This window comes from Gemmatirosa kalamazoonensis (assembly GCF_000522985.1).
In the GTDB taxonomy this organism is placed as follows: domain Bacteria; phylum Gemmatimonadota; class Gemmatimonadetes; order Gemmatimonadales; family Gemmatimonadaceae; genus Gemmatirosa; species Gemmatirosa kalamazoonensis.
Genome location: NZ_CP007128.1, coordinates 393,477 through 415,931 on the forward strand (window position 1 = coordinate 393,477; position 22,455 = coordinate 415,931).

The 22,455-nt window shown below is 71.1% G+C and carries 15 protein-coding genes; 5 read left to right on the forward strand and 10 right to left on the reverse strand.

What is annotated here, in order from left to right; translation table 11 throughout:
• Window position 1: 1 nt before the first annotated feature.
• Complete coding sequence (locus tag J421_RS01800) at window positions 2-3,187, reverse strand: SusC/RagA family TonB-linked outer membrane protein (protein WP_158508625.1); 3,186 nt, start codon at window positions 3,185-3,187, stop codon at window positions 2-4.
• Window positions 3,188-3,454: 267 nt separating this feature from the next.
• Here J421_RS01800 and J421_RS01805 point away from each other — a divergent pair, with 267 nt between their 5' ends.
• From J421_RS01805 to J421_RS01825, 5 genes are all read left to right on the forward strand, one after another.
• The gene (locus J421_RS01805; RefSeq protein WP_025409451.1) at window positions 3,455-4,708 is read left to right on the forward strand and encodes an ROK family transcriptional regulator; all 1,254 of its coding nucleotides are present in this window, start codon (window positions 3,455-3,457) and stop codon (window positions 4,706-4,708) included.
• Window positions 4,705-6,462 carry a glycoside hydrolase family 9 protein gene (locus tag J421_RS01810; protein WP_025409452.1) on the forward strand — a complete coding sequence of 586 codons (1,758 nt, stop codon included), beginning with the start codon at window positions 4,705-4,707 and terminating at the stop codon, window positions 6,460-6,462. The genes J421_RS01805 and J421_RS01810 overlap by 4 nt, the downstream gene beginning before the upstream one ends.
• A 9-nt stretch (window positions 6,463-6,471) precedes the next feature.
• A complete protein-coding gene (locus J421_RS01815) occupies window positions 6,472-7,353 on the forward strand; it encodes an EamA family transporter (protein ID WP_158508626.1) in 882 nt (293 codons plus the stop codon).
• Window positions 7,354-7,466: 113 nt separating this feature from the next.
• Window positions 7,467-9,854 carry a glycoside hydrolase family 31 protein gene (locus tag J421_RS01820; protein ID WP_025409454.1) on the forward strand — a complete coding sequence of 796 codons (2,388 nt, stop codon included), beginning with the start codon at window positions 7,467-7,469 and terminating at the stop codon, window positions 9,852-9,854.
• A gap of 96 nt (window positions 9,855-9,950) precedes the next feature.
• A complete protein-coding gene (locus J421_RS01825; RefSeq protein WP_148306104.1) occupies window positions 9,951-11,534 on the forward strand; it encodes an APC family permease in 1,584 nt (527 codons plus the stop codon).
• Between the two features lie 13 nt (window positions 11,535-11,547).
• Here the strand turns inward: J421_RS01825 and J421_RS01830 are convergent, their stop codons facing one another.
• The 9 genes from J421_RS01830 to pelA form a co-directional block, all read right to left on the reverse strand.
• On the reverse strand, window positions 11,548-12,648 hold the full coding sequence (locus J421_RS01830) for a pectinesterase family protein (protein WP_025409456.1): 1,101 nt from the start codon (window positions 12,646-12,648) through the stop codon (window positions 11,548-11,550).
• A 2-nt stretch (window positions 12,649-12,650) separates the two neighbouring features.
• A complete protein-coding gene (locus tag J421_RS01835) occupies window positions 12,651-13,811 on the reverse strand; it encodes a mandelate racemase/muconate lactonizing enzyme family protein (RefSeq protein ID WP_025409457.1) in 1,161 nt (386 codons plus the stop codon).
• Window positions 13,812-13,930: 119 nt separating this feature from the next.
• Window positions 13,931-15,109, reverse strand: a complete 1,179-nt coding sequence (locus tag J421_RS01840; protein WP_025409458.1) for a DUF4861 domain-containing protein — start codon at window positions 15,107-15,109, stop codon at window positions 13,931-13,933.
• A gap of 4 nt (window positions 15,110-15,113) precedes the next feature.
• Window positions 15,114-15,938, reverse strand: coding sequence for a 5-dehydro-4-deoxy-D-glucuronate isomerase (gene kduI / locus J421_RS01845; protein WP_025409459.1), 825 nt, complete (start codon window positions 15,936-15,938; stop codon window positions 15,114-15,116).
• Between the two features lie 246 nt (window positions 15,939-16,184).
• Window positions 16,185-16,958 carry a 2-dehydro-3-deoxy-D-gluconate 5-dehydrogenase KduD gene (gene kduD, locus J421_RS01850; protein WP_025409460.1) on the reverse strand — a complete coding sequence of 258 codons (774 nt, stop codon included), beginning with the start codon at window positions 16,956-16,958 and terminating at the stop codon, window positions 16,185-16,187.
• On the reverse strand, window positions 16,955-18,193 hold the full coding sequence (locus J421_RS01855) for a glycoside hydrolase family 88/105 protein (protein ID WP_025409461.1): 1,239 nt from the start codon (window positions 18,191-18,193) through the stop codon (window positions 16,955-16,957). The genes kduD and J421_RS01855 overlap by 4 nt, the downstream gene beginning before the upstream one ends.
• A gap of 32 nt (window positions 18,194-18,225) precedes the next feature.
• On the reverse strand, window positions 18,226-19,590 hold the full coding sequence (locus tag J421_RS01860) for a glycoside hydrolase family 28 protein (RefSeq protein ID WP_025409462.1): 1,365 nt from the start codon (window positions 19,588-19,590) through the stop codon (window positions 18,226-18,228).
• Complete coding sequence (locus J421_RS01865) at window positions 19,590-21,014, reverse strand: glycoside hydrolase family 28 protein (protein WP_025409463.1); 1,425 nt, start codon at window positions 21,012-21,014, stop codon at window positions 19,590-19,592. Before J421_RS01865 ends, J421_RS01860 begins: the two co-directional genes overlap by 1 nt.
• A gap of 116 nt (window positions 21,015-21,130) precedes the next feature.
• Window positions 21,131-22,396, reverse strand: coding sequence for a pectate lyase (gene pelA / locus J421_RS01870; protein ID WP_025409464.1), 1,266 nt, complete (start codon window positions 22,394-22,396; stop codon window positions 21,131-21,133).
• Between the last annotated feature and the right edge of the window lie 59 nt (window positions 22,397-22,455).

The window sequence follows — 22,455 nt, forward strand, 5'->3', positions numbered from 1 at the left end:
CTCAGAAGGTCGTGTTGATGCCGAAGGTGACGATGCGCGACAGCGGGTAGCTTCCCAGGTCGACGCCCATGCGGTTCGTGCCGGAGAACGCGCTCACCTCCGGGTCGAAGCCCGTGTAGTTCGTCCACGTGAGCAGGTTCACGCCGTTCACGTACGCGTGCGCGGTGCGGGCACCCGGCAGCTTGATGTTGTAGCCGAGCTGCACGTTCTTGAGCCGCACGTACGACCCGTCCTCGAGGAAGAGGTCGTGGAACCGCGCGTCCGCCTTGCGGTTCTGGCGGATGATCGGGTACTTGCCGTCCGGGTTGGTCTTCGGGTCGAACGCGTTGTCGTAGAACTCGCGCGGGATGTTGATGGTGCCGTCGAGCGTCAGGTACCGCATGCGCTCGGTGTTCAGGATCGAGTTCCCGCGCACCGCGGTGACGAGCGCGCTGAGGTCGAAGCGGCCGACGCGCAGCGTGTTCGTCACGCCGTACACCCACTTCGGGTTCGCGTCGCCGATCACGGTCTGATCGTCCGCGTTGATCTTGCCGTCGCCGTTCAGGTCCTTGTACTTGAGGTCACCGACCCACGCGGCGGAGCCGAGGATCTTCGAGTACGCGACGGAGTCCTGCGGCGTGCGCACGAGACCATCGGTCACGTAGCCCCACATCGCGCCGATCGGCAGGCCGGGCTTCTGGATGAACGGCGTGACCTCGAGGTTGCCGCCCGCGCCGAGGTTGCCCGCGAACTGCTGCTTGATGCCGTTGCCGAGGCTCGCGATGCGGTTCGTGTTGTGCGACGCGTTCGCGCTGATGTTCCAGCTCAGGCCACCGCGGTGGTTGCTCTGGATGACGTCGAACGCCGCCTGCAGCTCCACGCCGCGGTTCGTCACGTTGCCCGAGTTGATCCACGCGCTCGAGAAGCCCGTGTTCTGCGCGAGCGTGATCTGCTGCAGCAGGTCGTACGTGTTCTTGCGGTAGACGTCGACCGTGCCGGTGAAGCGGTTGTCGAACAGGCCGAAGTCGACGCCGCCGTCGAACTGCGACGTCGTCTCCCAGCGCAGGTTCGGGTTGCCGAGCTGCGTCACGACGTACGCGGGAACGATCGTCTCGTTCAGCGTCATCGCCACGCCGGAGATGGCGGGGAGCGACTGGTACGCGCCGATCGCCTGGTTGCCCGACTTGCCGTAGCTCAGGCGGACCTTGAGGTCGGAGAGGCCGGGCGCGTGCTTCAGGAACGGCTCGTCGATCGCCTTCCACGCGAACGCGAACGCCGGGAACGTCGCCCACTTGTTGTTCGACGCGAACTTCGACGAGCCGTCGGCGCGGATCGTCGCCGTGAACAGGTAGCGATCGTTCAGCGAGTAGTTCACGCGCCCGAGCCACGACGCGAGCTGCGACGTGGAGAGCCCGCTGTACGGGAGCTGCGGCTGCGTGCCGTTCTGCAGCACGTTCCCGCCGAGGATGTCGTTCGGGAAGCCCTGCACTTCCTGCGACTGCCAGGTGCTCTTGTCGTTCTGCCACGTGAAGCCGCCGAGCGCGTCGATGCGCTGACGGCCCGAGATCTCGTGCTCGTAGCGCACCAGGCTCTCGGTCAGCAGGTTGCCGAACTCGGAGCCGTTCGAGATCGCGTCGCCCTTCGCGAGGCGCCCCTCGTTCACCGTGCTCGGGAAGTACGCGCCGTAGGTGCGGCGCTCGTAGTTCGCGCCGAGGTTCTCGTCGAACGAGAAGCCGTGGCCGAGCTTCAGCACGCCGCGCACGCCGCCGATGCCGCGCGTGATCTGGTCGTTCTCGTGCACCTCGTCGGTGTACCGCAGCGGGTTGGACCCGTACTGCGACAGCACGGTCGGGGACTCGGCGCGCGGGTCGGCCTGGGTCGTGTCGCGGAACTGGAACGGCACGTAGGTGACCGCGCCGCGCACGATGCCGATCGCGTTCCAGCCGTTGATCGTCGACGAGCGCACCATGTTGTTCACGGAGCGCGTGAGCGCGACGTTCGGCGTGACGCGGAAGCGATCGCTGACGCTGCGGTCGAGGTTCAGCCGCAGGCCGCCGCGCTTGAACTCCGAGCCGCGGATGACGCCCGCCTGCTGCAGCAGGTTGCCGGAGAGCGCGTAGCTCCCCTTGTCGTCGCCGCCGGAGAAGCCGAGGGTGCCGTCGGTGACCGGCGCGTTGCGGAAGATCGCGTCCTGCCAGTTCGTTCCGTTGCCCAACGTGTTGCGGATGCTGTCCGGCGTCTGCGAGCCGGGGCGGCCGCCGTACGGGTACTGCGTCTGCGGACCGAACGCGTTGATGAACGCGGTGTTGACGTACGTCGCGAAGTCGAACGCGTTCAGCACGTCGATCTGCCGCACGACGCTCGAGACGCCCTGCGACAGGTTGAACGTGTACTGCCCGGCGCGGTCGCGCGTGCCCTTCTTCGTCGTGATGAGGACGACGCCGTTCGCGCCGCGGCTGCCGTAGATCGCCGTCGCGCTGGCGTCCTTCAGGATGTCGATGGACTCGATGTCCTCGGGCGCGATCTGGGCGAGCGGGTTGGTCTCGGTCGTGGAGCGGAGGTCGATCTGGCTCAGGCCACCCTGGATCTTGCTCGTGCCCGAGCTGGCGACCGGCACGCCGTCGATGACGTAGAGCGGCTGGGCGCTGCCGCCGTTCATGGAGTTGACGCCGCGGATCTGGACACGCATGCCGCCGCCCGGGGCAGCGTCACCCTGCGTGACCTGGACGCCGGCGACGCGCCCCTGGAGCCCCTGCTCGAGCGTGTTGACGGTCGTCTGCTGCAGCTCGGTCGTGGCGACCGACGCCACCGAGCCGGTGAGGTCCGCGCGGCGCTGGGTGCCGTAGCCGACGGTGACGATCTCGCTGAGCTGGACGGCGGCCGGCTGGAGCGCGAAGGCGAGCGTCGCGCTGCCGCCGGTCGTGACGGCGACCGGCTGCTCCTGGGCCGAGTAGCCGAGGACGGCGACGCGGACGCGCTGCGAGCCGGTGGGGACGGCGGTGATGACGAAGCGGCCGTCCTCGCGGGTGACGGCCTGCCGCGTGGTGCCCACGACGGACACGCGGGCGCCGACGATGGGAGTCTGGGTGGTCGCGTTGGTGACTCGGCCGGCGATGCTGCCGGTCGGCACCTGGGCGTGCGCGTGCGTGGTCGCGACCAACGTTCCAAGCAGGGTCGCCGCGACCACTGCGCGGGAGCGGAACGTCATGGCGTGCGCCTCCGAAGGGGATGGGGTAAGGCGGGACATTGGCACGTTCCAAAATCGAGGTTTGGCACGTTCCAAAATGTCGACGTGAATTAGGCGGTCCGCTGTACCAAATGCGTCGGGTCCCGGACCGCCGGCGGCGTGCGTCCCGTCTAGGCTACGCCGATAAACGATTTCGTCAAGTTGATTTGTCAATTCGACCCCCCGGTCGGCGTCCACGTCACTATCTTGCCGCGGGCCCCGCGGGCCCCCCGCCCCCGCCCAGGCGCCATGCTCACCGGATCCAACCTCCTCCACACGAAGCAGTACAACCTGCGGCTCGTTCACGAGGTGATCCGGCTGTTCGGCCCCCTCCCCCGTGCCGAGATCGCCCGCCGCACCCACCTCACCGGGCAGACGATCTCCAACCTCACCCGGGAGCTCCGCGAGCTCGGCCTCATCGTGGAGGGCGACCGGCGGCAGGAGGGACGCGGCGCCCCGTCCACCGCGCTCGCCATCAACCCGGATGGCGCGTTCGGCATCGGCCTCGACTTCAACCGCGACCACCTCACCGGCCTGCTGCTCGACGTCGCCGGCAACGTGCGCCATCGCGTGCACGTGGAGCTCGAGTTCCCGTCGCCGGCGGAGACGCTCGAGCTCATGGTCGCCACCGTCGAGCGATTGATCGCCGAGCGCGGGATCGCCCGGTCGGCCGTGTGCGGGGTGGGGGTGGCGATCCCGGGGCCGATGTATCCGACGCCCGACGGCCTGGGATATCTCGTGAACCCGCGGTCGTTCCCCGGCTGGCACAAGGTGCCGCTCGCCGACTGGCTGCAGGCCCGCCTGGCGATGCCGGTGCTGCTCGAGAACGACGCCACCGCGGCGGCCGCCGGCGAGCGCTGGTACGGCGCCGGCCAGCGCATCGGCACGTTCTTCTACTTCTGCTTCGGCGCCGGGCTCGGCGGCGGGCTGGTGATGAACGGGACCGCGTTCAACGGCTTCACCGGCAACGCCGGCGAGATCGCCTACCTGCCGCCGGTGCTCGCCGGCGACGCGGGCCTCGGGTCGGGCGACGACAGCGAGGCGCGGTCGCACGTCGGCGCGCACTTCTACCTGCCGCGGCTGTACGAGGCGCTCCGGCGCGACGGCATCGCCGCCCGCACGCCGGCCGACCTGGACGCGCTGTACGGCGCGGGGCACCCCGCCCTGCAGGCGTGGATGGACACCGGCGCCGACTACCTCGCAGGCCTCACGCTGGCCGTCGAGTACCTGCTCGATCCGGAGGCGATCTTCTTCGGCGGACGGCTGTCCGAGCGGATGATGCAGGCGCTGCTCGACGCCGTGACGCGGCGGCTGCCCGGTCGCCGAGTGCCGGAGAAGGCGGCGACGGCGCGGCTGCTCGTCGGCACCGCCGGCGAGGACGCCGCGGCGCTCGGTGTGGCGACGCTGCCGATCCACCAGTGCTTCTCGCCGGCGCCGCAGGTGCTGCTGAAGCGCGGCGCGCAGCAGGCGACGCCCGCGTTCGCGTTCGGCGCGCACGCGTGACGCGCGCCGCCCGCCGACTCGGGGCGCGCGGCGCCGCGCTCGCCGCGTTGGGCGTGTCGTTAGGCGCCGCGCGGGCGGGCGCGCAGCCGTCGGCGGCGATCCGGCTGAATCAGCTCGGCTTCCCGACGACGGGCGCGAAGGCCGCCGTGGTCGCCGACAGCGCGGCGACGCGGTTCGCCGTGCTCGATGCGCGCGGCGACACGGTGCTCGCGGGCGCGCTCTCGCCGCCGGAACGATGGGCGCCATCGGAGGAGGTCGTGCGGCGCGCGGAGTTCGGCGCGCTGCGGCGCCCCGGCCGCTACGTGCTCGCCGTGCCCGACGTCGGCGTGTCGACGCCGTTCGTGGTGAGCGACACGCCGTACCACGAGCTCGCGCGCGGCGCCGTGAAGGCGTTCTACTTCTTCCGCGCGTCGACACCGATCGAGGCGCGGTGGGCCGGCCCGTGGGCGCGCCCCGCCGGACACCCGGACGACCGCGTGCTCGTGCACCCGTCGGCGGCGAGCGACGCGCGACCCGCGGGCACGACGATCGCCGCGCCGGGCGGGTGGTACGACGCGGGCGACTACAACAAGTACGTCGTCAACTCCGCCATCAGCACGTACACGCTGCTGCTCGCGGTCGAGCAGTTTCCCGCGCACGCGGCGCGGCTCGACACCGACGTGCCGGAGAGCGGCGACGCGCTGCCCGACGCGCTCGACGAGGCGCTGTGGAATCTGCGCTGGATGCGCCGCATGCAGGATCCCGCCGACGGCGGTGTGTACCACAAGCTGACGACCGCGGAGTTCGACCGGTTCGAGATGCCCGACGCGGACCGCGCGCCGCGCTACGTCGTGCAGAAGAGCACCGCGGCGGCGCTCGACTTCGCGGCCGTCGCGGCGCACGCGTCGCTCGTCGTGCGCGCGTGGCCGCGCGAGCTGCCGGGGCTCGCCGACTCGCTCACGCGCGAGGCGCTGGCCGCGTGGCGGTGGGCGCGGCAGCATCCGGACTCGGTGTACGACCAGCGGCGCCTGAACGAGCGGCACGCGCCGGCGATCAACACCGGCGCGTACGGCGACACGCAGCTCGCCGACGAGCGGCGGTGGGCGGCCGCGGAGCTGTACCTCGCGACGCGCGCCGACAGCTTCCTCGTCGCGGCCGAGCCGCACGCGGCGCCGGCCGCCGACGTGCCGAGCTGGGGATCGGTGCGCACGCTCGGCCTGTACTCGCTCGTCGACCATCGTGCGACGCTGCCGGCGGGGTTCGACACGACGGCGCTCGTGCGGCGGCTCGCGTCGCTCGCCGATTCGCTCGTCGCGCGCGCGCGGCAGTCCCCGTACGGCGTGCCGATGACGACGCGCGACTTCGTGTGGGGGAGCAACGCGGTGGCGGCGAACCAGGCGATGGCGCTCGTGCAGGCGTGGCGCGCCACCGGCGACACCGCGGCGTTAGGCACCGCGCGCGCGGTGCTCGACTACCTGCTCGGCCGGAACGCGACGGGCTACTCGTTCGTGACCGGCTTCGGCGCGCGCACGCCGATGCACCCGCACCACCGTCCGTCGGAGGCCGACACGGTCGTCGCGCCGGTGCCGGGGATGCTCGTCGGCGGGCCGAACCCGGGGCAGCAGGACCGGTGCGCGGGCTACCCGACGCGCGTGCCCGCGCGCTCGTACGTGGACGCGACGTGCGCGTACGCGGCGAACGAGATCGCGATCAACTGGAACGCGCCGCTCGCGTATCTCGCCGTCGCGCTGGACGCTCTCGCGTCGCGGCGATAGGTGCGCGACGTGAGCTGGATCCTGCTCGCTCTGCTCGCGGCGCTCACGTCCGCCGCCACGAACCTCGCGCTGAAGCGCGCGCTCGCGCACGGCGGCGTGGTGGCATCCACCGTGTGGTACCGGTTCGTGGGCGGGCTGCTGCTCGGCGCGATCGTGCTGGCGATGGGCGCGCGGCCGCACGCCACGCCGGCGTACTGGCGCACGGTGGCGGAGGTTCTGCCACCGGAATGCGTCGGCGTGCTGTGCATGGTGCGCGCGTTCCGCGAGGGCGAGCTGTCGGAGGTGCAGCCGATCTTCGGGCTGCTGCCGCTGTTCGTGATGGCCGGCGGCGCGGTCATCCTGCGCGAGGTGCCGACGCCGACGGCGGCGTTCGGCGTGGCGGTGCTCGCCGCCGGCATCTACACGGTGGGGCTCACCGCCGGCGGGTCGATCCTCGCGCCGGTGCGCGCGCTGGCGCGCAAGTCGAGCAGCTGGTACGCGGTGGCGTCGACGGCGTGCTTCAGCATCACGTCGGTGCTGCACAAGATCGGCATCGCGGAGGTGGGGCCGCTGCCGTGGGGCACGACGCTCGGCGTCGGCTCGGCGCTCTCGCTCGCCGTGCTGCTGCCGCTGGCGGGACGACGCCGCGCGGGCCCGGTGGCGGTGGACGCCGGACGCTGGACGCGCCTCGTGCTGCTCGCGGGGCTGTTCTTCGCGCTGCAGCAGGTCGGGCTGCAGCTCGCGCTGCGCATGCAGGACGCCGCGTACGTGGTGTCGATCTCGTCGACGAGCGTCATCTTCGTGAGCGTGCTCGCGGTGCTGGTGCTCGGCGAGCGCCAGGCGGCGGCGCACCGCATCGCGGGGTCGGTGCTCGTGAGCGCGGGGGCGGCGCTGATCGCGTTAGGAGGATGAGACGATGACTCACGCGGAGCCGCGGAGGTCGCGGAGAACACCAGGAGCTTGGTAGTTCGCCGCGTCCTCCGCGGCTCCGCGTGACACCAACCAGTCATTGGAGACGGCCATCGATGCGGACACGACTCCTCGCCGCCCTGCTCTGCCTCGCGTGGGCCGGTCAGGTCGAATCGCAGCCGTTGCTGGGTGACCCGATCGACGTGAGCGAGGACTTCCACCGCGTCGACCAGCTGTACTTCGTCGGCGCGCGGATGACGCGGTTCGACGCGGCGGCGGGGCGCGGCACGCTGCAGTGGGAGCGGTACGCGCGCGTGCCGAGCTTCAACTTCGAGAAGCTCGATCCGGGGCTGTCGCGCGCGCCGGGCAACGAGTTCCCGGGCACCGAGTACGACCGCGACCCCGCGCTGCCGTTCGCGATCGACTTCGTGAGCCCGCGCGCGGTGCGGCTCCGCTTCTCGACGCGCGACGTGCCGCTGGAGTCGATGCAGCCGGCCGACGACCCGATGCTCGCCGGGCCCGTGCCGAGCGACCGGTCGTGGCGCACGGCGGCCACGGACAGCGCGGTGACGTACACGAGTGCGTACGGATCGGTGCGGCTCGTGCGCAACCCGTGGTCGATCGAGATCCGCGACGCGGCGGGCCGGCTGCTCACGCGCACGCAGCGCGCGGGACAGCCGGCGTCGTACTACCCGTACGTGCCGTTCTCCTTCGTGCGGCGCGCGCGCGACGTGGGGCGCTCCACCGCGGCGACGTTCGAGCTCGCGCCGGACGAGAAGATCTTCGGCATGGGCGAGTCGTTCACGCGGCTCGACAAGCGCGGGCAGCACGTGGTGGCGTATCTGCGCGACGCGATGGGCGCGCAGAGCCGGTGGCAGTACAAGGCCGTGCCGTTCTTCGTGTCGAGCCGCGGCTACGGGATGTTCGTGCACACGAGCGCCCCGGTGACGTTCGACGTCGGCGCGGAGTACGACGCGCACCACACGATCTACACCGGCGACGAGCTGCTCGACCTGTTCGTGTTCCTCGGCGACCCGAAGGACGTGCTCACGGAGTACACGGCGATCACCGGCCGCAGCCCCGTGCCGCCGCTCTGGTCGTTCGGGCTGTGGATGAGCCGCATCACGTACAACTCCGAGGCGCAGGTGCGCGACGTGGCGAAGAAGCTGCGCGCGTACCGCATCCCGGCCGACGTGCTGCACCTCGACACGGGGTGGTTCGAGACCGACTGGCGCGGCGACTACCAGTTCTCGACGACGCGCTTCACGGATCCGGCGGCGATGATCCGCGACCTGAAGGCGGACGGCTTCCGCGTGAGCCTCTGGCAGTACACGTACTTCACGCCGAAGAACGCGCTGTGGAAGGAGATCGTCGACAAGGGGCTCAACGTGCGCGACGAGGGCGGCCGCCTGCCGGGCGAGGACGCGGTGCTCGACTTCAGCAACCCCGACGCGGTGCGCTGGTACCAGGACAAGCTCGCCGGATTGCTGTCGTTAGGCGTGGGCGCGATCAAGGCGGACTTCGGCGAGAACGCGCCGGCGACGGGCCTCTACCGCTCCGGTCGCACGGGGTGGTACGAGCACAATCTCTATCCCGTGCGCTACAACGCGGCGGTGTACGACGTCACGAAGCGCGTGACGGGCGACGGCGTGATCTGGGGGCGGAGCGCGTGGGCGGGAAGCCAGCGCTATCCGCTGCACTGGGGCGGCGACGCGGAGAACACGAACCAGGCGATGGCCGCGGAGCTGCGCGCGGGGATCTCGTTCGGCCTCTCGGGGTTCACGTACTGGAGCCACGACGTCGGCGGCTTCGTGCAGCGCGCGCCGCGCGACCTGTACCGGCGGTGGCTCGCGTTCGGCGTGCTGACGTCGCACACGCGCACGCACGGTGCGCCGCCGCGCGAGCCGTGGGAGTACGACAGCGCGCTCGTGGTGGACTTCCGGCGCGCGGTGGATCTCAAGTACGCGCTCATGCCGTACATCCTCGCGCAGGCGAAGCTGTCGTCGGAGCGCGGGTGGCCGATGCTGCGCGCGCTGTTCTTCGAGTACCCGCAGGATCCGACGTCGTGGCTGGTGGAGGACGAGTACCTGTTCGGCAGTGACCTGCTCGTCGCGCCGCTGCTCGAGGAGAACGCGACCCTGCGGTCGCTGTATCTGCCGCCGGGCAGGTGGATCGACTACCAGACGGGGCGCCCATACGACGGGGCGCGCTGGCACCGCATCGAGGCGGGGCCGATCCCGATCGTGCTGCTCGTGCGCGATCACGCGGTGATCCCGCACGTCGCCGTCGCGCAGCACACGGGCGCGATCGACTGGGCGCACGTGGAGCTGCGCGCGTTCAGCACCGACGGGGCAGCGGCGACGGGGACGTTCACGATGCCGGGCGACTCCGTGCGGACCATCCGCGTGCAGGGCGGGCGGCTGGTCGGCGATCCGCTCGCGGGGCGTGTCGCGTGGCGGGTCACGGCTCCACATACGAGGTCCGAAGGACTGAAGGAGGACTGAAGAGGGACTGAAGAAGGACCAACAACACAACTTTTCTTGTTGTTGGTCCTTCTTCAGTCCTCCTTCAGTCCGCCGTGGTCCAACGGACACACGTACGTGGAGTCCAGCTGGCGCGCCGAGCCCCGGCGCGCCAAGTTCGCGATCCATCCTGCCGAGGGACATCGCATGGGCGAGCTGCGGCGCGCGCTGACTCGCGTGGACACGACGGCGCTGGCCGTCGGCACGATGATCGGCACGGGGATCCTGCTCAAGCCGGCGGTGATGGCGCAGGAGGCGGGCGCGGCGTGGTCGGTGCTGCTCGCGTGGGTGGTGGGTGGCGCGCTCACGCTCACGGCGACGCTCACCTACGCGGAGCTCGGCGCGATGTTCCCGCGCGCGGGGGGCGAGTACGTCTACCTGCGCGAGGCGTTCGGGCGCGGGCCGGCGTTCGTGTTCGGGGCGGCGCGCTGGGTGGTGGGCGCGGGCGCGGCGGCGGCGTACGGCGTGGCGTTCGCCACGTTCCTCGCCGCGCTGGTGCCGCTCGAGCCCATGGCGCGCAAGCTCGTGGCCGCGGCGGTCATCGCGACGCTCACGGCGCTCAACTGCCTCGGCGTGCGCGTCGGCGGCCGGCTGCAGACGGTCGTCGCCGCGGCGAAGGTGGCCGGGCTGCTCGTGCTCGTGGTCGGGCTCGCGGCCGCGGTCGCGCGCGGCACGGCGTCGCTCGCGTTCCTCGGACCGGCGCACGCGGTGAGCGGCGCCCGCGGCGGGCTCGCGGGGTTCGGCGCGGCGGTGCTCGCGTCGGTGTGGGCGTACGCGGGCTGGTTCATGGTGTCGATGGCGGCCGGCGAGGTGAAGGACCCGCGCCGCGTGCTGCCGTTCGCGCTCACCACGGCGACGTTCGTCGTCGTCGCGCTGTACGTGCTCGTGAACGTCGCGTTCCTCGCCGCGCTGCCGCTCGACCAGATCGCGACCGCGAGCTCGACGCGCTTCCCGCACGCGCCGTCCGTGGCGAACCGCGCGGCGACGGCGCTGCTCGGCGGCCCGGGCGCGGCGTTCGCCACCGCGCTGTTCCTCGTCGCGGTCGTCGGCTCGCTGAACGGGACGATGCTCGCGATCCCGCGCGTGCCCTACGCGATGGCGCGCGACGGCGTGCTGCCCGCGCTGTTCGGTCGGGTCGGCGACCGCTCGCACGTCCCGGTCTGGTCCATCGTCGCGCTGGGCGCGTTAGGCACCGCGTTCGCCTGGGCGGGGACGTTCGACCAGCTCACGACGACGATCACGCTCGTGTACTGCGTGGGCTTCGCATCGAACGCCGTGGGGCTGTTCCGCCTCCGCCGGCGCGCGCCGCACGCCGAGCGGCCGTTCCGCGTGCCCGGCTATCCCGTGGTGCCGGCGCTGTTCCTGCTCGGGTCGACGGGGCTGCTCGTCAACACGTCGCTCACGAACCCGCGCGAGGCGACCGTCGCCGCGGCGCTGCTCGTCGTGTGCGCGGCGGCGTATCCGCTGCTGCGGCCTCGCGGGCAGGCCCCCGCGAACGGGTCGCCCTCCGCGAGTGTCGACGCGGATCGCTCGGATGCGCCGGATGCCGGCCTCGGAGTGGCGACGAGTGTCGCCCCGTCGCCTCGTGCCACGTCGCTATCCGCGTCATCCGCGCGATCCGCGTCCGAACCGCTCGGAGCCGCCTCCACCGGGGATCCGTGAGACGGCTCGACGCCTAACGAACGGTCGGCATCCAGCCGTCGAGCACGCGCGCCGGCGTGTAGGTGCGCAGGTCACCGTCGGTCATGACGCGGCGCGTGGGGCTCGCGATCGCGCCCGGGCCGGTGCTGCCGTACTCGAGGAAGCGCGCGGCTTCCGGGGCGAACCAGTAGCGCACGCCGGACACCGAGTCGACGGACGACATGCGGTCCCATCCCTTCGCGCCGATGTGGTCGTCCATCCAGCAGTCGACGAACACCGCGCTCCCGACGGCGGTCACGCGCGCGCCGGGATGCCACGGGCGGCCCAACGCGACGGATCCCTTCGCGACCCCCGGCGTCTCCCGCTTCAACCGGCTGTGGATGAACAGGAACCCGTACGGCTTCGAGATCTCGGTGCTCGGCGCGACGACGTAGCCGTTCCCCTCCTGCGGGCGGTGCAGGTCCCGCGTCACGATGTCGCAGTCGTCGAACACCGCCTGCCCCGCGCCGAAGATGAAGTCGACGTGGCCGAGTATCTCGCAGTGGTGGAAGTAGTGGCGGCCGACGTTCGGGAACACGGTGTCCTGGTACCCGACGAGCCGCACGTCGACGAACGTGGTGCGGTCGGCGCCGTCGTACGTCATGACCGCGACGCCCTGCGTGCCGCGCAGCTTGGTGGGATCGGTGTCGGGCTTCGCGGCGTTCGCGTCGAAGTCGAACCCGTTCTCGATCGTCAGGCGCTCGGCGCGGAAGTCGGTGGCGGCGATGCGCAGCGTGTAGCTGTTGCGCGTGCCGTGCGTGCCGTGCTCCGCGCCCTGGATCTCCTCGCCCGGCCGAACCGGCGTGCCCGCCGCGTCGTCCCACGTCAGCACCGTGCCGGCGCGGCTCTCGCCGAGGAACGTGACGTTCGGCTTCTGCACGACGAGCTTCTCGTGGTACGTGCCGTTGCGGATGAAGATGACGAACGTGGCCGCGTTCTCGCCGGGCACGGTCCGCAGCGCGGCGCCGATGGTGTGGAACGTCGGCGTGCCGTCGACGACCGCGCTGTCCCTGCCGGCGAACCTGGCGTCGACGACGGCCTGGTAGCGTGGCGGCTGTGCGAGCGCGGCGCCTAACAGAACGGGCAGGATGGGCATGGTCACTCGGCGAGGTCGCGCATGACGCGGATCAGATCGGCCTTCCCCTCGAACCCGATCCCGGGAAGCTCGGGCAGCACGACGTGTCCGTCCTCGACACGCGTCCCATCGGGGAAGCCGCCGAACGGCTGGAACAGATCCGGGTAGCTCTCGTTGCCACCGAGTCCGAGTCCCGCGGCGATGGCGAGCGAGAGCTGGTGGCCGCCGTGCGGGATGCAGCGGCGCGGCGACCAGCCGGCGGCGCGGACGACGTCGAGCGTGCGCAGATACTCCACGAGCCCGTACGACAGCGCGCAGTCGAACTGCAGCCAGTCGCGGTCGGGGCGCATGCCGCCGTGGCGGAGCAGGTTCCGCGCATCCTGGTGACTGAACAGGTTCTCGCCGGTGGCCATCGGCCCCGGATAGATCTCGGCGAGCGCGGCCTGCAGCGCGTAGTCGAGCGGGTCGCCCGCCTCCTCGAACCAGAACAGCGGGTACTCGCGCAGCAGCCTCGCGTACGCGATCGCCTGCTCGAGATCCAGCCGCCCGTTCGCGTCGACGGCGAGGCGCGCGTCGCTCCCCAGCTCACGGAGCACCGCCTCGATGCGTCGCGCGTCCTCGGCGATGTCGGCGCCGATCTTCATCTTCACCACGGTGTAGCCGCGGTCGACGTAGCTGCGCATCTCGCCGCGCAGCGCGCCGAGGTCCTTGCCCGGGTAGTAGTAGCCGCCGGCGGCGTAGACGAACACGCGCGGGTCGGCGGTGCCGCCGTGCCGCTCGGCGAGGAGGCGAAACAGCGGCTTCCCGGCGATCTTCGCGACCGCATCCCACACCGCCATGTCGATCGCGCCGACGGCCACCGAGCGCTCGCCGTGGCCGCCGGGCTTCTCGTTGCGCATCATCGCCGCCCACACGTGGTGCGGATCGAGGTTCGTTCCCGCGTCGTTCACGAGCGAGTCGGGATCCGCCTCGAGCACGCGCGGCGCGAACCGTTCGCGGATCAATCCGCCCTGCCCGTAGCGGCCGTTCGAGTTGAACCCGTAGCCGACGACGCGCCGACCGTCGCGGACCTCGTCGGTGACGACCGCGATGAGCGACAGCGTCATCGCCGAGAAGTCGACGTACGCGTTCGCGATGGGCGAGGCGATGGAGTGCGTGGTCTCGCGGATCTCGACGATGCGCATTGGGCTGGAGGCAAGAGCGTTACGCATCATTTCCATTGCGTTACCATCATCCCCATAGGCGCTAGCGCCAAGGCACTCGGGCCTATGGAGATAGATGGTAACGCAATGGAAATGATGCGTCACCGAGCCGCAGCGCTCGCCCCGCCTAACGTGACCCTGATGGGCGACGCGATGCGCTGGGCCGCTGCGTCGAGGTACTTCCACCAGTCCTTCACGTCGCGGAAGTCGCCGCTGTCGGTCCAGCCGGCGGCGACGTAGTTCGTGACCGGCACGCCGCTCCTCGCCTTCAGGATCGCGAGGTAGTGGTTCCCGGTCTCCTTCCAGTCGACGAGGCGATTCTTCTCGACGAGCACCGCGGCGCCGAGCTCCCCGTGGCCGCCGCTCTTCGGTACGACGGGCGCCCACGCGGTGAGCCAGGCGAGCGGCTGCGCCTTACTCTCGATGCCGACCGCCGCCGGCTGCTTGAACAGCCCCGTGGCGTACGTGATGTCGCTGCCGTCGGCGGAGCGGAGCGTGCTCTCCTGCTTGAACCAGTTCTGCCCCGCGTCCTGCGTGACGCGCTTCACCTCGGAGACGCGCTGGCCGGCGGCGTCGTACGGGTCGTAGCGCAGCTCGAAGATCGTGCGCAGCGGCCCGTTCGCGACGATCTTCCACGCCTTGAAGTTGTCGGCGCGGTACAGCGAGTCGCCGCGCCACACGCCGATGCCGCCGGCGCCGAGCGTCTCGCCGACATCGTAGAAGTCGGCGCCCTCGCCGGTGTCGACGTGATACGAGTCGTGTCCCTTGCCGTACCACTTCTCGACGATCGGCTCGCGCGTCTTCTTCACCCAGATGTCGATGCCGTTCGACGACATCGCCGACGACGTCTTCTTGAGCCCCTCGCCGTAGACGCGCCACGCGATGCGATCGCTCTCCCACGCGACGTCGTCGCGCGGGTCGTCGTGGCGGGCGAACGTCTTCACCTTCGGCTTCGCCGTCGGCGCCGCGGCCTCCACGGTGAAGTCCTTCGTCTCGTTCGGCCAGAACGTGCCCTGGAACAGCAGCTCGTCGGACGTGCCGTCGCCATCGTCGTCGACGACCTGGCTCGTGAGCTCGCGCCCAGCGGCGTCGAGCACCCGTACGTGCTCGGGCGTCGCCGCCGCGAGGCGCTGGCGCACCGCGGACCACGGCACGGCGATCATCTCGTCGACGCGGGTGATGCCCAACGTGTTCTCGGCGCGGAGCGTGGCGCGCGGCGCCTGGGCCGCCAGCGGCGCGGCGACGGCGCAGGCGCCGAGCAGTGTGAGGTGACGGATCATGAGCTCACCGCAGCGTGGAGATGTCGACGGGCTGCATGTCGGCGTAGTCCTGGTTCTCGCCGCCCATCGCCCAGCAGAACGAGTACGCGCTCGTGCCGCATCCCGCGTGCACGGACCAGCCGGGCGACAGCGCGACCTCGCCGTCGCGCACCACGATCGTCCGCGTCTCCGACGGCTGGCCGAGCAGGTGGAGCACGATCGCGTCGTGCGGCAGGTCGAAGTACAGGTAGATCTCGGTGCGGCGGTGGTGCGTGTGCGCGGGCATCGTGTTCCACACGCTCCCCGGCTCCAGCGTCGTGACGCCCATGACGAGCTGCGCGCTGCGCGCGCCGGCGGTGTGGATGTAGCGCGCCACGCGACGCCGGTTCGCCGTCTCCAGCGCGCCGATGGTCGCTCCCTGCGCCTCGGACTGCGTCACCACCGTGGTCGGGTGCGACGCGTGCGCGGGATAGCTCACGAGATAGAAGCGCGCCGGGTCCTTCGCGTCCGCGCTCTCGAACGACACGTCGCGGCTCCCGCGCCCGACGTACAGCACGTCCTTGCGGCCTAACAGATGGCGCGTGCCGTCGACCGTGACGGTGCCCACGCCGCCGATGTTCAGCACGCCGAGCTCGCGCCGCTCCGTGAAGTACTCGGCCAGCAGGTCGGGGTGCGCCTCGAGCCTCAGGGGCGCGCCGGTCGGCACCGCGCCGCCGATGACGACGCGGTCGAGATCGACGATCTCGAGCCGGACCTCGCCGGGGCGGAAGATGTCGGAGACGAGGAAGCTCGCGCGGAGCTCCTCGGTGGTCATCCGCGACGTCGTCGCGGCGTTAGGCAGGTATCTCATGGGTGCGTTGTTTCGGGTCTCACACGGAGCCGCGGAGCACGCGGAGTACGGCTGAGGATCTCCTCAATTCTCGAGATTCGCTGAATCGAGCCCCACGTCGTGGAGTCGTCCCGGGCGCGGTTCAGTGTCGCCGGGCACGACTCCACGGCCTCGGTTCGTCAATTCGAGGAATTCCGAGAATTCGAGGAATCGCTCGGCTTTGCGGTCTCCGCGTCCTCCGCGGCTCCGCGTGAGTCGTCGTTGTGCTCACCGGGCCATCCAGCCTCCGTCGACGACGAGCACGTGCCCGTTCACGTAGTCGCTCGCCCGCGAGGCGAGGAAGATCACCGCGCCGGCGAGGTCCTGCGGGTCGCCCCACCGCGCGGCGGGAATCCGCGCGCTGATCTCGGCGAAGCGCGTCTCGTCGGCACGCAGCCGCTCGGTGTTGTCGGTGGCGAAGTAGCCCGGCGCGATCGCGTTCACCTGCACGCCGAACCGCGCCCACTCGTTCGCCAGCGCCTTCGTCACGCCGGCCACCGCGTGCTTGCTCGCCGTGTAGCCGGGCACCGTGATGCCGCCGCTGAACGAGAGCAGCGACGCGACGTTGACGATCTTCCCCGCGCCGCGCTCGATCATGCCGCGGCCGAGCCGCTGCGAGAGGAGGAACACCGCGTCGAGGTTCGTGCGCAGCACCGCGTCCCAGTCGGCGAGCGGATGGTCGACGGCCGGGTGGCGCCGGATCGTGCCGCCGTTGTTCACGAGGACGTCGATCCCCCCCGCGAGCCGCTCCGCGCGCTCGGCCATCGCGAGCACCGCGTCGCGGTCGGCGAGATCCGCGTCCACCTCCCACGCCGTACGGCCCATCGCGCGCACCGCTTCCGCGGTCTCCGCGGCGCCGCCGGGCTTCGAGCTCGCGCACACGACGTCGGCGCCGGCGCTCGCGAGCGCCTCCGCCATGCCGCGTCCGAGCCCGCGGCTCGCGCCGGTGACGAGCGCGCGCCGGCCCTCGAGCGAGAACAGCGATTCGAGCGATGCGTTCACTTGCCCAGCTCCAGCGCGGCGAGGATGAACGGGCCGACGCCCTTGTAGTCGTCGGTCACCACGGGCTCGCCGACGTAGTACTCGAACGTGCCGCTGCGGAACGAGCCGTCGGCGCGCGGCTGTCCGCCGAGCCCGGAGACGGCGACGATGTTCGTGAGCGACACGCTGCCGTCGGCGTTCTCGCGCACGAGGTTGCGCAGCAGCCCGTCGAGCCCGCGGCGCGCGACGTCGCGGTAACGCGTGTCGATGTAGCCGAGCCGCGCGGCCTTCGCGAGCGCGTAGACGAACATGCTCGACGCGCTCCCCTCGAGGTAGTTCCCGCGGCGGTTCGACTGATCGAGCACGTCCCACCAGAGCCCCGTCACCGGGTCCTGGACGCGCGCGACGCCTTCCGCCGCGTCGCGCAGCGTCTGCACGATCGCCGCACGGTCGGGGTGGCTCGCCGGCAGGTAGTCGAGCGTCTCGACGACGCCGACCATGTACCAGCCCATCGCGCGCCCCCAGAAGCTCGGCGACAGCCCCGTCGCGCTGTCGGCCCACTTCTGCACGTGCGCCGCGTCCCAGCCGTGGTACATGAGGCTCGTGCGCGGGTCGCGCGTGTGGCGCGCGACGAGCAGGAACTGACGCGCGACGTCGTCGAACGCGGCGGGCTCGCCGTACTCCTTCGCGTACTGCGCGTAGAACGGCTCGCCCATGTACAGCCCGTCGAGCCACATCTGCTGCGGGTAGATCTGCTTGTGCCAGAACCCGCCCTCCGCGGTGCGCGGCTGCCGGCGCAGCTGCTCGCGCAGCAGGTCGGCGGCCTTGCGCCACCGCGGGTCGGTCGTGCGCTGCGCGAGGCCGAACAGCAGCCGTCCCTGCGACACGGCGTCGATGTTGAACTCGTCCATCCTATAGCCGTCGATGGACCCGTCGGGCTTCACGAACCGCTCCATGTTGCGGCGCACGTAGCCGAGCATCGCCGTGTCGCGCCGTGCGAGGGCGACCTTCTCGATCGCGCCGAGGACGACGCCCGCCGTGTAGTCCCACCGGCGATGCGTCTGCGGGTTGCGCTTCATGACCGACTCGGCGAACCGCACCGACCAGGGCGTGGCCGTGACACGCGGCCGCCCGGACGAGTCGGGGATCGCGTACGGCCTGTTGCCAGGCTGCGGCGAGCCCTCCCCGAGCTGCTGCTGGGCCCCGGCCGTCGCGGCCGTAAGGGTGATCGCGGCGAGGAAACGAAGCATCGTCATTGTGCTGTGTCGTCTCACGCGGAGACGCGGAGTCATGAAAGGCCACTCAACAGCTGCCCGTTCACCCGCACGCGCTCGAGCTTGAGGTTCTCTACGTACTTCACCTCGTGCGGCACGTCGGCGCGCGTGAGCGTCACGTCGCGGAGCAGCAGGTCGCGCAGCGGGGCGTCGGGCACGCCGACGGCGCGGATGCCGGTCTTCGCGTGGTCGCACGTCACCCGCTCGAGCGACACGTCGCGCACGTCGGGCGGGAACTTGCCGCCGCGGTAGCCCTGATACGCCGTCGTGAAGTTGATGAAGCTCTCCGCCTCGCCGATCGTGACGTCGTGGATGCGCACGCGCCGGATCGAGCCGCCGCGGTCGAGGTTCGTCTTGAAGTACGCGCCGGTGGCGCAGCTCTTCACCCGGCAGCCGTAGAGGTGCACGTCGCGCACGCCGCCGGACATCTCGCTGCCGATGCACAGCGCGGCCTTCAGCGACGTCATGTCGCAGTCGCGGAGCACGATGTTCGCCGCCGCCTGCCCCACGCGCCATCCGTCCTGGTCGCGCCCCGACTTCACCGCGATGCAGTCGTCACCGGTGTCGAACGTGCACCGCTCCACGAGCACGTCGACGCTCGACTCCGGGTCGATGCCGTCGTTGTTCGGGTTGCGGCTCCGCACCGTCACGCCGCGCATCGTCACGTTCTGGCAGAGCAGCGGATGCACGCTCCAGAACGTCGCGTCGACGATCGTGAAGCCGTCGAGCAGCACGTTGCGGCAGCCGAAGAGCTGCACCATGCCGGGGCGCAGCACGTGGCCGGGGCCGAACACGCGCTCGTGCACCGGCACCTGGTCGATCCCCATCTGCCGCAGCCGGTTCACGTCCGCGTCCTGCTTCGCGCGCCACGCCGCGAACCCCGCGGCGCCGTTGCCGTCGAGCGTGCCCGGGCCGGTGATCGCGACGTTCGTCGCCTCGTACGCGTAGACGAGCGGCGAGTAGTTGTAGCACTCGGTGCCCTCCCACCGCGTGAGCACCATCGGCAGGTAGTGCGCGGGGTCGGCGCTGAAGCGGATCGTCGCGCCGGCCTCGAGGTGCAGCTCGACGGCGCTCTTGAGGTGGATCGGCCCGTTCGACACCCAGCGCCCCGCGGGCACGATCACGCGTCCGCCGCCCGCGCGGTTGCACGCGTCGATCGCCTGCGCGAACGCGGGACGGCAGTCGGCGACGCCGTTCCCCACGGCGCCGTGATCGGTGACGCGGAAGGCGCGCGACGGGAACGTCGGCGCCACGATGCGCCGCAGGATCGCCGCGACGGCCGGATCCTCCGGGGCCGCGCCGAGCAGCGCGCCCCGCGGCAGGGCGAGTCCGACGAGCGTCGCACCGCTCGCCGCGAGGAACTCCCGACGCGTCGGCATCAGGCGGTGATCGGGCGGCCGTTCATCGTCACGTTCTGCAGCGCGAGTCCGCGCACGCCGTCGGTGACGTTCCCCTTCTCCACGCCGTCGAAGTGGCAGTCGAGGATGCGGACGTCGGCGATCTCGGAGCGCGGATAGGCGCGCATGTAGAGCCCGTACTTGCTCTTCCTGCTCGTCACGTTCCGCATCTCGACGTCGCGCACCACGGGCTCGTAGGGGCCGTTCTGCCCCTCCTCGTAGTACAGGTCGACCGAGAGCACCGCGTCGGCCACCTGTCCCACGGTGACGTCGCGCATGTAGATGTGCTCCAGGATCCCGCCGCGCATCGCGTTGTTCTTGAAGCGGAGCGCGCGGTCGAGGTTCGGGCTGTCCATCGTGCACTTCTCCGCGAACACGTAGCGCACGTGGCCGGAGATCTCGGAGCCGATCGTCACGCCGCCGTGGCCGTCCTTCATCCGGCAGCCGCGCACGATCACGTACTCCGTGGGCACGTGCAGGCGGCGCCCGTCGGCGTTGCGCCCCGACTTGATGGCGATGCAGTCGTCGCCGGTGTCGAACTCGCAGTTCTCGATCAGCACGTCGCGGCACGAGTCGGGATCGCAGCCGTCGTTGTTCGGGCCGTGCGAGGCGATCTTCACGCCGCGCACGGTGACGTTCGTGCACAGCGTGGGATTGATCTCCCACATCGGCGACCGCACGATCGTCACGCCTTCGATGAGGACGTTGCGGCACCGGTACGGCTGGATGAAGTTCGGCCGCAGGTAGTCGCCCTCGCCGAACACGCGCTGCGCGACGGGCACGCCGCGCTCCGCCATCTCCACGAGCCGGTTGCGCGCCGGCACCTGCGACTGGCCGCTGCGGTTCGCGCCGCCCTTCCACCGCCACCAGTTCTCCTCGCCCGCCTGGCCGTCGAGCGTCCCCTCGCCGGTGACGGCGATGTTCTGCTGGTCGAGCGCGTAGATGAACGGCGAGTAGCCCATGAGCTCCGTGCTCTCGAAGCGCGTGAGCACCTGCGGCAGGTACGCCTTCGTGTCGGTCGTGAACAGTACCGTGGCGTCCTTCGTCACGTGCAGGTCCACGTTGCTCTTCAGGTGGATCGGCCCGGTGAGGAACCGTCCCGCCGGCACCATCACCCGGCCGCCACCCGCCCCGTTGCACGCGTCGATCGCGGCGCGGAACGCGGCGGTGCAGTCGGTGGCGCCGTCGCCCTTCGCGCCGTACTGCGTGACGTCGAACATCCGCGCCGGGAACGTCGGCGGCTTGATGCGCGCGAGGATGTCGGGCACCAGGTCCCACCCCGTCTTCGACGCGCCGCCCGCGCCGAGCGTGCGGCACGCCTCGAGCGACGGAGCGAGCGCCAGCGCGCCCGCGCCGGCGGCGAGCGTCTTCACGAACGTGCGGCGGGAGGGATTGGTGTTAGGCATGTGTCATGGTGCTGTTCGTTTTGGCCGCAGCTTACGCAGCTTACGCAGATTCCTTCGCGGTGAATGAGTCAGGAGCTTCTGCGGAATCTGCGGAATCTGCGGACGAAGCAGTTCCCTCAGCGGGGATGGGCCTTCGCCCACGCGTCGTACTCCTGCAGCATCGTCGCGGGCTCCGTCGTGAACCAGCCGTATCCGCGCCGCCGATCGGTGAGCTTGTTCCAGTCGTAGAGCAGCACGCCGTCGCGGTTGCTGAAGATCGGGCGGTTCGTGCCGATCTCGTAGAGACGCGCCCAGAGCGGACCCGCTCCCGGACGCGCGCGCAGCTCGTAGCCCTCGTACACGGAGTCGCGCAGTGCCGTGCGCCGGTACCAGTCGGCGGCCGCGTGCACCGCTGCGACCACGCGCGCGCTCGGCGACGGCACGCTCATGAGATAGCGCACGATCGCCACGCTCTCCGAGCCCGTGAGCGACGTGAGCTCGTAGCTGCGCGCACTCGTCGGGGCGAGCGTGAGCGGGTCGTGCTGCTGTCCCCACACCGTGAGCGCGCCGCCGACGCGCACCTGCGTGTTCAGCATGCATGCGAGCCCGTTCGCGGCGCCCGTGCGCGCCCGCTCGCGCGTCGCCGCCGGCACGAACGGATAGCGTCCCTCGGCCGTCTCGCGCAGCAGGCGCGTCGCGTTCACGATCGCGCCGTCGTTGAACGTCGCGGCGTCGTGGTAGCTCCCCTCGAGCGGATAGTTCTGCGGCCAGCAGCCGTTCGGGTACTGCGCGTCGAGCAGCCAGTCGAGCCCGCGCAGGAACGCCGCGCGGTAGCGGGCGTCGGGGCGGGCACGGTCGGCGAGCGCGAGGAAGTGCAGCTCCTCCGTCGTGGAGCTGTTGTCGAGCGTGGAGATCCATCCCCACGTGTTCGTCTCCGCGAAGTAGCTCTCGCCGGGCGCGCGCGGATGCTGCGTGAAGTCGACGTGCTTCGACCAGCCGCCGTTCGGGGCCTGGTAGGTGAGGATGACGTCCGCCATGCGGCGCGCGCTGTCGGTCGCGAACCACGCCGGCGTCATCCACGGCTTCACGTCGAAGTCGTGCGTGTACGGCGCGCGCGTCATCGTGTCGCGTCCGACGCGGCGGAGCTCCGCCTGCATGGACGCCGTGTCGCGCGCGTGCACGGCGCGCGAGCGCGCGAGATACGCCATCCACGCCGCCGAGTCGCGCCGCGCGTAGCGTGCGATGCGGGCGGGCGTGAGGAGCGTGACGGTGTCGTGCGCCGGCCGGTACGACGGCAGCTGCCGGATCGAGTCCGTCGGGTTCCACCCCGGCGGATGCGCGGGCTGCGCGCTACTCGCCGGTGCGAGTACGGCGAGCCCGATCACGACCCAGCGGCGCGACATTGATCGTTAGGCGAGCAAATGAACCTGAAATGGAACCGCAGAGGACGCAGAGCACGCAG

What these genes read in the sequence shown, in the direction of transcription:
- J421_RS01800 (WP_158508625.1), bottom strand. Translation starts at nt 3,187, where the DNA reads ATGACGTTCCGCTCCCGCGCAGTGGTCGCGGCGACCCTGCTTGGAACG.
- J421_RS01805 (WP_025409451.1), top strand. Translation starts at nt 3,455, where the DNA reads ATGCTCACCGGATCCAACCTCCTCCACACGAAGCAGTACAACCTGCGG.
- J421_RS01820 (WP_025409454.1), top strand. Translation starts at nt 7,467, where the DNA reads ATGCGGACACGACTCCTCGCCGCCCTGCTCTGCCTCGCGTGGGCCGGT.
- J421_RS01830 (WP_025409456.1), bottom strand. Translation starts at nt 12,648, where the DNA reads ATGCCCATCCTGCCCGTTCTGTTAGGCGCCGCGCTCGCACAGCCGCCA.
- J421_RS01835 (WP_025409457.1), bottom strand. Translation starts at nt 13,811, where the DNA reads ATGCGCATCGTCGAGATCCGCGAGACCACGCACTCCATCGCCTCGCCC.
- J421_RS01840 (WP_025409458.1), bottom strand. Translation starts at nt 15,109, where the DNA reads ATGATCCGTCACCTCACACTGCTCGGCGCCTGCGCCGTCGCCGCGCCG.
- kduI (WP_025409459.1), bottom strand. Translation starts at nt 15,938, where the DNA reads ATGAGATACCTGCCTAACGCCGCGACGACGTCGCGGATGACCACCGAG.
- J421_RS01855 (WP_025409461.1), bottom strand. Translation starts at nt 18,193, where the DNA reads ATGACGATGCTTCGTTTCCTCGCCGCGATCACCCTTACGGCCGCGACG.
- J421_RS01860 (WP_025409462.1), bottom strand. Translation starts at nt 19,590, where the DNA reads ATGCCGACGCGTCGGGAGTTCCTCGCGGCGAGCGGTGCGACGCTCGTC.
- J421_RS01865 (WP_025409463.1), bottom strand. Translation starts at nt 21,014, where the DNA reads ATGCCTAACACCAATCCCTCCCGCCGCACGTTCGTGAAGACGCTCGCC.
- pelA (WP_025409464.1), bottom strand. Translation starts at nt 22,396, where the DNA reads ATGTCGCGCCGCTGGGTCGTGATCGGGCTCGCCGTACTCGCACCGGCG.